This window comes from Duffyella sp. Ts4 (assembly GCF_051851875.1).
GTDB classification, from domain to species: Bacteria; Pseudomonadota; Gammaproteobacteria; order Enterobacterales; family Enterobacteriaceae; genus Duffyella; species Duffyella gerundensis.
On sequence record NZ_JBLYPN010000009.1, the window covers coordinates 1 to 13238 of the forward strand.

Sequence of the window (13238 nt, forward strand, 5' to 3'; positions counted from 1 at the left end):
GCGGCGAGAGGGCGCGCTGAGCCGGGAGCGAATCGCGCCTGGTCCGTCAGGAAAAGGCTTTTGCTGAGGGTACCCGCGCAGCGGGCGGTTGTGTTTGCCGGATAGCGCGGGTGCAGGGCCGGGGCGACTGCCGGCCCTGCTCGGGCAGGCTTTAGCCTGTACGAAATGGCTTTTGACCTTAAGACATTGACCTTAAGACCTTGACCTCAAGGCGTTGACCTCAAGACCTTGACCTTAAAGCCGCCTGCAAGGCAAAGCTCCCCTGGCCTTTCCGGCCAGAGGAAAACGCCCCCGCGCCGTTAAGCGCTCAACCACCCAAGTTTAATCACGAACAGCAGTGACAGCACGATCAGCGCCAGATTCACCTCTTTCAGTCGGCCGCTCAGCAGCTTCACCACCGTCCAGGTGATAAAACCAAAGGCGATGCCGTTGGCGATCGAATAGGTCAGCGGCATGGTCAGGGCGGTAACCGTCACCGGTGCGGCGGTGGTGATATCTTTCCAGTCAATCTCGGCGAGACCGGATGCCATCAGCACGGCGATAAACAGCAGCGCGGGCGCGGTGGCGAAGGCAGGCACGCTGGCGGCCAGCGGCGAGAAAAACAGGCTCAGCACAAACAGCGCAGCCACGACCACGGCGGTCAGACCGGTACGGCCACCGGCACTGACGCCCGCCGCCGATTCGATATAGCTGGTGGTGGTCGAGGTGCCAAGCAGCGAACCAAACAGCGCGGCGGCGCTGTCTGCCACCAGTGCACGGCCCATTTTGGGGATATTGCCCTGCGCGTCAGTTAATCCGGCGCGTTTGGTTACGCCAATCAGCGTGCCCGAGTTATCAAACACATCGACAAACAGAAAGGCAAAAATCACGCTGATCAGGCCGACGTTCAGCGCGCCTTTGATATCAAGCTGTAAAAAGGTCGGTGCAATCGACGGTGGCGCAGAAAACACGCCGCTAAACGGCGTCAGGCCAATGCCCATCGCAATGAACGTCACCACCATAATACCAATCAGCACCGCGCCGGTGACGCGTCGCGCTTCCAGCACCACGATAATGATAAAGCCGAGGATCGCCAGCAGCGGGCCGGGCTTAGTCAAATCGCCTAACCCCACCAGCGTCGCCGGATTGGCCACCACCACGCCCGCACCTTCCAGCGCGATAATCGCCAGAAACAGGCCGATACCGGCAGCAATACCGGCGCGCAGCGGCAGCGGAATACTGGTAATGATCCATTCGCGAATTTTAAAAATCGACAGCGCGAAGAAAATCAGCGCCGAAATAAACACCGCGCCCAGCGCCACCTGCCAGGTGTAGCCCATGTGCAATACCACGGTGTAGGTGAAAAAGGCATTCAGCCCCATGCCAGGTGCCAGCGCAATCGGATAGTTGGCGATCAATCCCATTAGCAGCGAACCGATAGCCGCCGCCAGACAGGTGGCGACAAACACCGCACCCTTGTCCATGCCGGTGGCGCTGAGAATGCTGGGGTTCACAAACAGGATATAGGCCATCGCCAGGAAGGTGGTCACCCCCGCCAGCAGTTCGGTCCGCACGGTGGTGTTATGCGCTTTAAGCTGGAACAATTTTTCTAACATGCGTGATCTCTCATGAATGGGGCGCTGTTGCTGGCCCGCTTGCCTGAAAAGTGGTGCAATTTCTTATCGTTGTGAGGCGCAAACGCGCGGATCAACACGGCGCTGGCATTGGGCTCTAGCAATTGCTATGCCATGCCTGACAACACAGCGCGCAGCCCTGTCGTTTGGGCTTTACCGCACGCTGCCTCAGCAGAGGGCAAAACTGCGCTGTACATGCTCTTTTTTGGCGCAATCCGCCCTAAAAAAGTGCAGTGCGATTCCTTAAGACGCGTCTCACAATTCTGTACACCGTCACTCTTCTGGCGCGCAGGCTCGGTTACACTCGCTTAACTCTTTTTTAACGGTGAGATTTGCGGCATGAAACCAGCCATTTTAGTGGTGGATGACGATCCTGAAATCTGTGCGCTGCTTCAGGACGTACTGAGTGAGCATGTTTTCACGGTCTTCTGCTGTCATCGCGGAAGCGATGCGCTGAGCCTGCTGGCGCAGCATCCGGAGATTTCACTGGTGATGCTCGATATGATCCTGCCCGACACCAACGGCCTGCTGGTGCTACAGCAGATGCAGCGTAGCCGGGCCGGATTGCTGGTGATCATGCTTACCGGCATGGGTTCAGAATCGGATGTGGTAGTGGGCCTGGAGATGGGCGCCGACGACTATATCGCCAAGCCGTTTAATCCACGCGTGGTGGTGGCGCGGGCGAAGGCGGTGTTGCGGCGCAGTGGGCTGTTGAGTATGGAAAGCCCCTTTCAACAGCGCACGCCGGGCTGGCAGTTCAACGGCTGGCTGCTCGACGAAAGCCGCTGCATGCTGCTTAATGCTCAGCGTCAGGAAGTGGTGCTGACCCAGGGCGAATTTTCTCTGCTGTTGGCGATGGTACGCCATGCCCGCAAAGTACTGACGCGCGATCAGCTGCTGGAACTGACCCACAGCGAAACGCTGGAGGTATTTGATCGCACCATCGACGTGTTGATCATGCGTCTGCGCCGTAAGATCGAAACCAATCCGCATCAGCCAATGTTGATCCGCACCATTCGCGGCCTTGGCTATGTGTTTGCCGCCGATGTGCAGCGCCCGGAAGCCGAGCCGCTGCAAACCCGCATCGCCTGAATCGCGGGCGGCACCGCGCCGCCCGACGCGCTTATTTCACCGTCCAGCCCTTATAGCTGCTGACGCTGTTGCGATCGATCAGCGTCACCGGAATCAGTACCGGTTTATCTGGTGCAGGCTTGCCCTGCAGAATGTCATAGCCAATCTCCACCGCCTTCGAGGCCATCACCTGCGGATCCTGCGCGGGCGTCGCCACAAACAGGGAGTTTTTACGCTTTAGTGCCTCTTCACCATCTGGCGATCCATCGACGCCAACGATGAAGAATTCGCTACGCTGCGCCTGCTTCGCCGCCAGATCGGCCCCGATCGCCGTTGGATCGTTGATCGCAAACACCGCATCAATTTTTGGATTGGCCGACAGCAGCGAGGTCATGATCTCCAGTCCACCTTCACGACTGCCTTTGGCGTTCTGGTTATGCGACAGCAGCTTGATGTTCGGGTGCAATTTCAGCTCGTTCATGCAGCCTTCCACGCGATTCTGTACCGCAGAGACCGGCGGTCCGTTGATGATCACCACGTTGCCTGTATCTTTCAGGCGGTCGGCAATATATTTGCACGCCATCTGTCCCGCTTCGGTGTTATCAGAGGTGATGGTCGCATTCGCTCCCTCTGCCGAGACATCCACTGCCACCACCACGATGCCAGCATCGCGCGCACGTTTTACCGCCGGGCCAATGCCTTTGGAATCGGCGGCGTTAAGAATGATCATATCGACCTTCGCGGCGATAAAGTTATCAATCTGCCCCACCTGCTGACCCAAATCGTAGCCGCTCGACACCAGCGTCACGTTCACCTTGTCGCCCGCCAGCTGGCGCGCCTTCAGCTCCGCGCCTTTGGTAATCTGCACAAAGAACGGGTTAGCCAGATCGCCCACCGTCACCCCAATCGACTTCAGCTCTTTCGCCTGCAACAGCGGCGCGGTCAGCAGCGTGGCCGCCAGCAGCCCGCTGACAATAGGATTAAAACGCATAGTCATTCTCCAGTCTGTTTAATGGTGCCAACCGCTAAATGGCGCTCTGTTACCGATACCGCTTGCCTAATCTCTTGCCCTTGCCTGTCTTTTGCCCTTACCTGATTTTTTCCCTTACTTGTCTTTTACCCTTACCTTGCTTTTGCTTTTATCTTTCCACACGGGTCGAGGGCGTTATTGTCGCCGCCAGTTTGTTCACGGCCAGCGCACAGCAACCGGAGCGTACTGAAGTACGTGAGGATTGCGCGCACTGCCCGGGGACAAAATGGCAAGTAAAATAGCCCGCTATACGCACGCTCCAGGTAAAATAGCCCGCTATACGCACACTTAATGCACGTGCCCCCGCGTACGATACTTATCAATCAACACCGCAATAATGATCACCGCCCCTTTAATCACCAGCTGCCAGAAATAGGACACCCCCATCAGCGTCATGCCGTTATTCAGCGTGGCGATAATCAGCGCGCCCACCAGCGTGCCGGTAATCGTGCCGATGCCGCCGACAAAGCTGGTGCCGCCGAGGATCACTGCCGCAATGGCATCCAGCTCATAGCCAACGCCGAGATTGCCGTTGGCGCTATAAAGCCGTGAGGCGCTCATCAGACCGCCCAGCCCGGAGAGCAGGCCGCTGGTGGCGTAGGCAAAAATCAATACCGCGCCCACTTTGATGCCGGTCAGTCGCGCCGCCATCATGTTGCCGCCCACCGCGTAAATGTGTACGCCAAGCGTGGTGCGACGCAGGATAAACCAGCAGATGGCGATCACCGCGAAGGCGATAATGATCAGCCACGGCACCGGCCCGAGATAACCGTTGCCGATCCACTCAAAGTTGATATCGGAGTTGATCACCGTGGTGCCATCGGCCAGCAGGTAGGCAGCACCACGCAGCGCGGTATAGGTGCCGAGCGTGACGATAAACGGCGGCAGACCAGCCCAGGCGACCAGAATGCCGTTGAACAGGCCCATCAGCAGGCCCGCACCCAGCGCGGCGGGAATGGTCAGTGCCTGAAACGCCGGATCCAGCGAGGTCACCATCGCCACCACCGCGGTGGTGCCGAGCATCGATCCCACCGAGAGATCGATACCGCCGGTGAGAATGATGAAGGTCATGCCCGCCGCCAGCACAATGTTGATCGACGCCTGGCGCGTGATATTCAGCAGGTTGGCTTCGGTGAAGAAGTTAGGTGCGACAAAGCCAAATATCGCCACGATTAAGATCAGGATCGGCAGAATGCCGACTGTTTGCATCAGGTCGCCCAGCAGGGCACGTTTCATGCCGGGTGCGCTCGCGCGGGCAGATTCGCTGCTCATAGTTATCTCCTGTTACTGCGCGGTGCGCGCCAGTTCAGCGCCGGTAGCCAGCGCCATAATGTGTTCCTGCGTAATGGTCGCATCGGCCAGTTCGCCCGCGATTTGTCCCTCCTGCATCACATAGACCCGATCGCTCATGCCCACCACCTCCGGCAGTTCGCTGGAGATCATCAGAATTGCCACGCCCTGCCCGGCCATCTGGTTCATCATGCGGTAGATTTCGCTTTTGGCGCCGACATCCACGCCGCGCGTCGGCTCATCAAGAATCAGAATGCGCGGGCCGATAGAGACCCAGCGTGAAATCAGCAGCTTTTGCTGATTCCCGCCCGACAGGCCACCCGCACGCACCTGTGCATGCGGCACACGGATATTCAGTAGCGCAATGGCGTCGGTGGAAATTCGCTGTCCTTTACGTCGGTTAAGCAACCCGTATTGCGCGTCGCGTTCAAGGGTGGCCATCACGATGTTTTCATGCGCCGCCAGCTCAAGAAACAGCCCCTGCTCTTTGCGGTTTTCGGTCAGAAAACCGATGCCCGCGGCGATCGCCTCACGCGGCGACGCAATGGAAACCGTTTCACCATCGAGCTGCACCGTGCCGCCGCTGGCTTTGTGTACGCCAAAAATCAGCTGCGCCAGCTCGCTGCGACCGGCGCCGACCAGCCCGGCGAGGCCGACAATCTCCCCGGCGTGTACCACCAGTGAACAGGGCTTGATCTTGCCGCCGTCGGTCAACCCATCGATGCGCAACCGCGCGTTGCCTTTGGCGATGGTGCGGTCTTTGTTAAACAGATCGCTCAGCGGCCGTCCAACCATCATGCGTACCAGTTCGTGAGCGTTGAGTTCTTCACGCGTCAGGCTGCCGACATACTGGCCGTCGCGCAGCACGCTGACCCGATCGGACAGCTCATAGACTTCCGCCATGCGATGGCTGATATAGATGATCGCCATGCCTTCGCTGCGCAGCCGTTTAATCAGCGCAAACAGCTGTTCCGTTTCCCGCGACGACAGCGCCGCCGTTGGCTCATCCATTACCAGAATGCGGCTGTTGCGATGCAGTGCGCGGGCGATCTCTACCTGCTGCTGTTCGGCAATGCTCAGGCGCATCACCAGATCGCTGGCGCGAAACTGCGCGCCGAGACGGTCGATCACCTGCTGGGCATCGGCAACCATCTGACGCCGGTTCACCAGCCCGCCGCGATGAATTTCGCTGCCGAGAAAGATGTTCTCCGCCACCGTCAGGTTGGGGGCCAGGTTGATCTCCTGATAGATCAGCGTAATGCCCGCCGCCAGCGCCTCTTTCGGCCCTTTGATCAGCACCGGTTTGCCATCAATAAAAATCTCGCCGCCGCTGGCGGTATAGGCACCGGCCAGAATTTTCATCAGCGTGCTTTTACCGGCGCCGTTTTCGCCCATCAGCGCATGCACCTCACCGGGAAAAACCGTCAGGTTCACCGACTTCAGCGCATAGAACTGACCAAAGCGGCGCGAGATATCTCTCATTTCAAGGATTGGGGTGGTTGCCATCGTCTCTCTCCATTACGGCTCTGCTGGCAGTAAAGCAGCGTCAGATAAATGGAAAATGTCAGCGGCCGTTCATCTTTGTCATAGTGTGAATGCGCGGCGCTTTTATACTCGCGCTATCGGGCGTAATCGGGACGGATGATGAACAGAAAGCTGCACTGGCTGGCGGGCGCACGCGGTCGCCTGCTGTTGTTTAACCTGCTGGTGGTGGTGGTCACGCTGATGGTCAGCACGGTGGCGATTGTCGGTTTCAACCATGCCGGGCACATTCAGGAGCAGGCGCAGGCGCAAACCCTGCGCGACATGACCAGCAGCCTGGCGCTGGCGCGCGATACCGCCAACGTGGCAACCGCGGCGGTGAGGCTGTCGCAGGTGGTGGGCGCGCTGGAGTATCAGAGCGAGTCGCAGCGCTTGCAGCAGACGCAGCGCGCGCTGCAACAGTCGCTGAACGATCTCGCCGCCGCGCCGCTGGCCGCGCGTGAACCGCAGCTGGTGGCGCGCATTCGCCAGCGCAGCAACCGGCTGGAAGCGAGCATTTCGCGGCTGCTGGAAAGCGGTCATCGCCGCCATTTGCAGCGCAATCAGATGCTCAGCGGCCTGTGGCAGACGCAAATTCTGTTACAGCACATCGGCATTCTGCTGGCGAACGATGCCAGCACCGCCGCGCTGCGCGAGCAGATCGACGGCCTGCTCAACGTCGGTATTCGCAGCAGCGCCTCACGGGCGTTGATCAGCCGCATCGACGCGCTAATAGCTCGCTGGCCCGCACAGCCGCTGGCGCCGCTGGTGGCGGAAAAAATGGCGCGCTTTCGCGATAACGAACGGCAGTTGCTGCCACTGGCCGATCGGCTGGAGGAGAGCGATCTGGCGATCGCCTATGACACCTACCAGATCAAAGCGCTGGTGGCGATGCTTAATCAGGATATCAATCTCTACGTGCAGCAGGTAGCGTTGCAAACCGAACGGCGCACCGCCAGCACCCATCGCGAGCTGAGTTCAATCATTCTGTTTATCGTGCTGTTTGCCCTGCTGGCGCTGGTGATTACCGGCTACGCCGGTTTCTATATCTACCGCAACCTCGGCTCAAACCTCACCGCCATTGCCAGCGCCATGACCCGGCTGGCGCAAGGACAAAAGGTGGTCAGCGTCCCGGCACTGGAGCGGCGCGATGAGCTGGGCGATCTGGCGCGCGCCTTTAACGTCTTTGCACGCAATACCGCCTCGCTGGAGCACACCTCGCGTCTGCTGAAAGAGAAAAGCAGCCAGCTGGAGTCGACTTTTCTCGCCATGCGCGACGGCTTTGCGCTGTTTGACAGTGACGGCCAGCTGGTGGTGTGGAACGCGCAATATCCGCTGCTGCTCGGACTCGCCGCCGACGATTTGCAGCGCGGTCAACATTATCAGCAGCTGATGGAACGGCTGGGCATTCGCGCCTCGCCGGAGGGCGAACCGCAGGAGATCCGGCTGGCCGATGGCCGTACGCTGGAACTGCGTTACAGCCCGGTGCCGCACCGCGGCATGGTCAACACCGTGCTCGATCGCACCACGCGCAAAGCGCTGGAAGAGGCGTTGCTGCACAGCCAGAAAATGAAGGCGGTGGGCCAGCTGGCGGGCGGTCTCGCCCACGATTTCAACAACCTGCTGGCGGTGATTATTGGCAGCCTCGAGCTGGCGCAGCCCAATTCACACGCCACGCGCATCAGTCGGGCGCTGAAGGCAGCAGAGCGTGCCGCTCAGCTCACGCAACGCCTGCTGGCCTTTTCCCGCAAGCAGGCGCTGCATCCGCGCTCGGTGCAGGTGGCCACGCTGGTGGAAAACCTGCAGGAACTGATGTCGCCTTCGCTACTGCCGGGGCAAACGCTGGTGGTCGAGGCGCAGCAATCGGGCTGGCCGGCATGGATCGACGCCAGCCAGCTGGAGAATGCGCTAATTAATTTAGTGGTCAATGCGCGTGACGCCATGGAACAGCAGACGGGCGAAATCCGCATCCGCGTCGCGAATCAGCGGCAACAAAAAGCGGACGGCAGCGAACGCGACGTGGTGGCAGTAGAGGTGATCGACAGCGGCTGCGGCATGAGTGAGGCGGTACGGGCGCAGGTGTTTGAACCCTTTTTTACCACTAAAGCGCCGGGCAGCGGCAGCGGCCTTGGCCTGTCGATGGTGTATGGCTTTGTGCGTCAGTCCGGTGGTCGCGTGGAGCTGGAAACTGCGCCCGGCGTCGGCACCTGCGTGCGCCTGCAGCTGCCGCGCGCCAGTCATGCCGCCGTTGAGATGCCGCCTGCACCCGTGGCGTTAGCGCCGCCCGCCAGCGATCAACTGGTGCTGGTGCTGGACGATGATGAGGCGGTGCGGCAGACGCTGTGCGATCAGCTGCATCCGCTGGGCTATCTGACGCTAGAGTGCGCCGATGGCCACAGCGCCCTCGCCCTGCTACAACAGACGCCGGAGATTGCGCTGCTGGTCAGCGACCTGATGCTACAGGATGGGCTGAACGGCGCCGAGGTGATACGCCAGGCGCAGCGGCTGCGTCCCGACCTGGCGACGCTGCTGATCAGCGGCCAGGATCTGCGCCAGCAGCAGGATGCCGATTTGCCACCGTGCGAACAGTTGGCCAAACCCTTCAGTCAACAGCAGCTGGCGAGCGCGCTTCGCCGAAGTTGGCGGCGGGCGTCTGCTACAGCGGAATCGGCGTGCCGGTGATATCGCGCTGGCGCTATCCGTTCGGCATTGCCGGTGCCGTTCAGCACACCTCGACCTGTGTGGTGCGCGGCACCGCCATCATGCTTTCGCCGCAGGTAAAAATCAGATCGATGCCCTGCGGAAAATGGTGCGGCCGTTCACGTAGATAGTGCAGCACGCGCGGCGGCAACTGCGGCGCGATGGCGCGGGTCTCGCGAATGCCAGGGCCGTTGAGCCGCAGCGTCAGGCCGCCGCTCAGCGCGGGCAGATCGATAATCAGCGTGGTGGCGGTTTCCGGTGCCAGATTGTCTCCGGCGGCGAATGCCAGCGGATCGGGATCGGCGGCGGCGTGGGTCAGGGCAAAAGGCGCACAGCGCGCTTCACACGACGGCACGCCGATATGAAAACGCAGATTGCTGCGTAGCGTGTCGCCATCCAGCACCGGATCGATCCACAGCGCGGTTTCATTATCGACCAGCGTCAGCAGCGTGGCGGTTGCCGCCGGTGAGAGATCGCCCCAGCCCTGCTGCAACGGCAGCATCACCATGACGCCAGGCTCGCTCATTGCCTTGAGAATGCGGCGAAAGGCGCGCTGGGAATCGGCCACCGGATGATAAAAACTTGCCAGTAAGGTCATGCATTGTCTCCGCGAATCAGAATAAAAAAGTCAGCTTACTGCCTGAGATATCGTGCGTGCGTTTTGCGCCGCGCCTGTTATGCCGCCAGCCAGAGCTGAATCGGCTTTTCCTGTGATCCGGTGGCGTTCGGCATGGCGCGGCCAGTGCTATCGCGGTGGCAGCAAAAGATGTTGCTCCGTTGTACCCGCGTGGAAAGCCACTGCTGGCAAGGCGCGGGGTTGCGTTATTCATTGATGCTCCAGCGTCAGCTCAATCATGTCGCCGCGGGTCAGGCTAACGGAGTATTCCGCCATCTCGCCGCTGGCGGTGCGGTTCAGAGTACGCACGCAGAGCAGCGGCGCATGCAGGCTGATCTCCAGCCGCTGGCACTCTTTGGCCTGCGCGCGGCGTGTGCTGATGCGCGTCTGCTGGCGGGTGAGATCGTGATTCAGCTCGCGGCTGATAAAGCTGTGCAGCGATCCGTTCTGAAACTGCTGCAGCGTTGGCCACCAGGCGAGCTGTGGCAGATAGTGGTTAATGATGCAGACCGGCACGCCGTTAACCCGACGCAGGGTGCGCAGATGAATGACGCTGGCGCCCTCTTCGATCGCCAGTGCCAGCGCCACTTCCTGACTCGCCGGTCGCAGCACCGCCAGCAGCCGTTCGCTGGTGGGATGACTGCCCTGCTCCATCAGGTTTTGACTGAAGCGCGCCTGCGCATGCAACGGGTAATCCCAGGGCCGGGTCAGTACTAAAATGCCAACGCCGTGGCGGCGCTGCACCAGCCCTTTGATCACCAGTTCATCCACCGCACGGCGCAGCGTGTGGCGGTTCACCGCATAGTGGCTGGCCAGCTGCTGCTCGGAAGGCAGCCAGTCGCCGCAGCGATAATCGTGTTGCAGCGACGCTTCCAGCTGGGCGGCAATCGCCTGGTAGACTCTGGTCGGATGTCTGGATAACTCACTCACCGTAAAATCCTCCATTAATATGAGGGGAACCCGCAGCGCACGTCGCTGCGTTGTTGACGACGACTTTGCGCCCGCAGTGTGACAGCGGGGTGAAAGGCAGATGGCGAAAACATGAAGATGCCCACTTTGGGCCAGACCGGAGGGAGCGGATGGCGAAAGGATCTTTAACCGCAGCGGCGTTGACCGTAAACTGGCCGCCTGCCCGGCAACAGAGCTGGCTCCGCTTTACAACCCTTAAGGAATCGTTATGCCGGCGTTGATGCGCTACGTACAGGACAACGCCCATCTGCCCGACAGCGCGGATGTGGTGATCATCGGCGCAGGCATTGCCGGTGCCGCCGCTGCTTATGAACTGGCGAGGCGCGGCGTTCGGGTGGTGCTGCTGGAAAAAGGGCTGGTCAGCGGCGAACAGTCGAGCCGTAACTGGGGCTGGTGTCGCCAGCAGAACCGCGACGAGCGCGAGCTGCCGCTAAGCATGTATGCCCTGCGACGCTGGGGCGAGCTGGAAGCGGAGACCGGCGAAACGCTGGGCTTCCGTCGCTCGGGCCTGGTTTACGCCACCTGCAACCCACAGGAGATCGCTACCTGGGAACGCTGGAATCAGATGGCGAAAGGCTACGGCATGCACAGCGAGATCCTCAATGCGCAGCAGGCGAAGGCGATGACGCCCGGCAGCCGTACCGCATGGCGCGGCGGCCTGTCGTCGCCGACCGATGGCCACGCAGAACCGGCACTGGCCGCCGCCGGACTGGTTATCGCCGCCCAGCGCCTCGGCGCGCAGCTCTTTCAGCAGTGCGCGGTGCGTGGGCTGGATATTACAGCCGGACGGGTCAGCGGCGTCTGGACCGAGCGCGGACGGATCAAAACCAGCAGCGTGCTGCTGGCCGCGGGTGCCTGGAGTTCGCTGTTCTGTCGCCGTCACGGCATCGACCTGCCGCTGGGCAACGTTATCGGCACCGCCTTTCGTACCGCGCCCATTGCCCAGGCGATCGCCGCACCGCTCTACACGCCAGATTTTGCCTGTCGACCTCAGCGCGACGGCAGCTATACCGTATCGGTCTCGGGCAAAGGGCGGCTTGAGCCAGGCATTCAGAGCCTGCGCTATGCGCGCCAGTTCTATCCCACCTTTAAAAAGCGTCGTAACAACCTGCATATTTCGCTGGGGCTGCGGCCTTTTCTGCACGGCCCGGAAGCCTGGGTTAACTGGCAGTTTGATCGCCAGTCGCCGTTTGAAAAGTGCAGAATCCTCGATCCCGCCGCCGATCGGCAGATCGTTGAGCAGGGACTGGCGGCGATACGCAACGAATATCCGGCGCTGGCGGGCCTACAGCTGGCGCAGGCGTGGGGCGGCATGATCGACAGTACGCCCGATGCCATTCCGGTGATCTCTGCCGTGCCTGCCCTGCCCGGCCTGCTGATCGCAGCGGGTTTCAGCGGCCACGGTTTTGGCATCGGTCCTGGCGCCGGACGGCTGGCCGCCGATCTGATCATGAACGCCGATCCGATCGTCGATCCGGCACCCTATCGTTATTCCCGGCTGGTGGATGGCACCGGCCTTGATCAACCCGGCATGATGTAAGGAGTTGAGATGACCATTATCCTCAGGAACATGACCGAGGCCGATCTGCCTCAGGTGGCGGCGCTTACGCAGCAGCTGCAGTGGCCGCACCGGCTCAGCGATTTGCAGCAGATGCTGCAGCTGGGTGAAGGCACGGTGATCGTCGATGGCACGCGCGTGCTCGGTTCGGCGATGGGCTGGCGCTGGGGCGATAGCATCGCATCGCTGGGCGTGGTGATTGTTGCCGAGGCGCTGCGCGGTCAGGGCTATGGCCGCCAGCTGATGCTTAACATGTTGGCGCGGTTCAGCGATTGTCAGGTGCGCCTGCATGCCACCGAAATGGGCCGCGGCCTGTATGAAAAACTCGGTTTTGTCGTCACCGGTCAGGTGATGCAGCACCAAACCCGTCAGTTGGATGATGTCGCCGCGCCGCTGCTGCCCGCTGGCTGGCAGCTCCGCGCCGGAGAGAACGGCGATCTTGCGGCGTTAACGGCGCTGGATTATCAGGCCAGCGGCATGGTGCGCACCCGCCTGCTGATGCGCCTGCTGACGGACGCGTCGCTGCGCGTTCTGCTGGATGAACAGCAGCAAATGCGCGGCTTCGCCGTGACGCGGCGTTTTGGCCACGGCCACACCGTCGGGCCGCTGCTGGCAACGGATGAGGCGTCGGCGAAACGGCTGGTCAGCGACGCGCTGTGCCGTCTGGCAGGCGAATTTGTGCGCCTCGATACGCCGGTAAGCCGCTTCAGCCCGTGGCTGACTGAGTGCGGACTAACGAAGGTCGACAGCCCGGTCGCGATGATTCACGGCACGCCGTGGCAGCCGCAGGGCGCGCAGACCTTTGGCCTGATGTCGCAGGCGATGGCCTGATCGACACGATAGCAGGCGCAGCGGTAGATCGCCGATTTT

10 protein-coding genes are annotated in these 13238 nt (G+C 61.1%); 4 read left to right on the plus strand and 6 right to left on the minus strand.

The window, feature by feature from the left end; all coding sequences use genetic code 11:
• Positions 1-299: 299 nt before the first annotated feature.
• A complete protein-coding gene (locus tag ACJY2L_RS13870; protein ID WP_439212313.1) occupies positions 300-1595 on the minus strand; it encodes an NCS2 family permease in 1296 nt (431 codons plus the stop codon).
• Positions 1596-1952: 357 nt separating this feature from the next.
• Between ACJY2L_RS13870 and ACJY2L_RS13875 the strand changes: the two genes are divergently transcribed.
• Positions 1953-2705, plus strand: coding sequence for a response regulator (locus ACJY2L_RS13875; RefSeq protein ID WP_439212314.1), 753 nt, complete (start codon positions 1953-1955; stop codon positions 2703-2705).
• 31 nt (positions 2706-2736) lie between these two features.
• Here ACJY2L_RS13875 and ACJY2L_RS13880 read toward each other — a convergent pair whose 3' ends face one another.
• The 3 genes from ACJY2L_RS13880 to ACJY2L_RS13890 all read right to left on the minus strand — a co-directional run bounded on the left by ACJY2L_RS13880 (position 2737) and on the right by ACJY2L_RS13890 (position 6510).
• Positions 2737-3675, minus strand: a complete 939-nt coding sequence (locus ACJY2L_RS13880; protein WP_439212315.1) for an ABC transporter substrate-binding protein — start codon at positions 3673-3675, stop codon at positions 2737-2739.
• 327 nt (positions 3676-4002) lie between these two features.
• Positions 4003-4986, minus strand: coding sequence for an ABC transporter permease subunit (locus tag ACJY2L_RS13885; protein ID WP_187486740.1), 984 nt, complete (start codon positions 4984-4986; stop codon positions 4003-4005).
• Between the two features lie 12 nt (positions 4987-4998).
• Positions 4999-6510 (minus strand): sugar ABC transporter ATP-binding protein, encoded by a 1512-nt coding sequence (locus ACJY2L_RS13890; protein ID WP_439212316.1) that lies wholly within the window; start codon positions 6508-6510, stop codon positions 4999-5001.
• Between the two features lie 138 nt (positions 6511-6648).
• On the opposite strand from ACJY2L_RS13890, the gene ACJY2L_RS13895 reads away from it, so the two are divergent.
• Entirely contained in the window at positions 6649-9207 is a 2559-nt protein-coding gene (locus ACJY2L_RS13895; RefSeq protein ID WP_439212665.1) for an ATP-binding protein, read from the plus strand.
• 40 nt (positions 9208-9247) lie between these two features.
• Here the strand turns inward: ACJY2L_RS13895 and phnH are convergent, their stop codons facing one another.
• Together phnH and phnF are read right to left on the minus strand one after the other, a co-directional pair.
• Positions 9248-9823 (minus strand): phosphonate C-P lyase system protein PhnH, encoded by a 576-nt coding sequence (phnH, locus tag ACJY2L_RS13900; RefSeq protein ID WP_439212317.1) that lies wholly within the window; start codon positions 9821-9823, stop codon positions 9248-9250.
• Between the two features lie 228 nt (positions 9824-10051).
• Positions 10052-10771, minus strand: a complete 720-nt coding sequence (gene phnF / locus ACJY2L_RS13905) for a phosphonate metabolism transcriptional regulator PhnF (protein WP_439212318.1) — start codon at positions 10769-10771, stop codon at positions 10052-10054.
• 247 nt (positions 10772-11018) lie between these two features.
• On the opposite strand from phnF, the gene ACJY2L_RS13910 reads away from it, so the two are divergent.
• Positions 11019-12350: an NAD(P)/FAD-dependent oxidoreductase gene (locus tag ACJY2L_RS13910; RefSeq protein ID WP_439212319.1), complete on the plus strand. Its 1332-nt coding sequence runs from the start codon at positions 11019-11021 to the stop codon at positions 12348-12350.
• A 9-nt stretch (positions 12351-12359) separates the two neighbouring features.
• The gene (locus ACJY2L_RS13915; RefSeq protein ID WP_439212320.1) at positions 12360-13199 is read left to right on the plus strand and encodes a GNAT family N-acetyltransferase; all 840 of its coding nucleotides are present in this window, start codon (positions 12360-12362) and stop codon (positions 13197-13199) included.
• Positions 13200-13238: the final 39 nt, after the last annotated feature.

Bases quoted from the DNA above. Each gene is read 5' to 3' on its own strand.
- ACJY2L_RS13885 (WP_187486740.1), bottom strand. From the start codon at position 4,986: ATGAGCAGCGAATCTGCCCGCGCGAGCGCACCCGGCATGAAACGTGCC.
- ACJY2L_RS13895 (WP_439212665.1), top strand. From the start codon at position 6,649: ATGAACAGAAAGCTGCACTGGCTGGCGGGCGCACGCGGTCGCCTGCTG.
- ACJY2L_RS13890 (WP_439212316.1), bottom strand. From the start codon at position 6,510: ATGGCAACCACCCCAATCCTTGAAATGAGAGATATCTCGCGCCGCTTT.
- ACJY2L_RS13915 (WP_439212320.1), top strand. From the start codon at position 12,360: ATGACCATTATCCTCAGGAACATGACCGAGGCCGATCTGCCTCAGGTG.
- ACJY2L_RS13870 (WP_439212313.1), bottom strand. From the start codon at position 1,595: ATGTTAGAAAAATTGTTCCAGCTTAAAGCGCATAACACCACCGTGCGG.
- ACJY2L_RS13880 (WP_439212315.1), bottom strand. From the start codon at position 3,675: ATGCGTTTTAATCCTATTGTCAGCGGGCTGCTGGCGGCCACGCTGCTG.
- ACJY2L_RS13875 (WP_439212314.1), top strand. From the start codon at position 1,953: ATGAAACCAGCCATTTTAGTGGTGGATGACGATCCTGAAATCTGTGCG.
- phnH (WP_439212317.1), bottom strand. From the start codon at position 9,823: ATGACCTTACTGGCAAGTTTTTATCATCCGGTGGCCGATTCCCAGCGC.
- ACJY2L_RS13910 (WP_439212319.1), top strand. From the start codon at position 11,019: ATGCCGGCGTTGATGCGCTACGTACAGGACAACGCCCATCTGCCCGAC.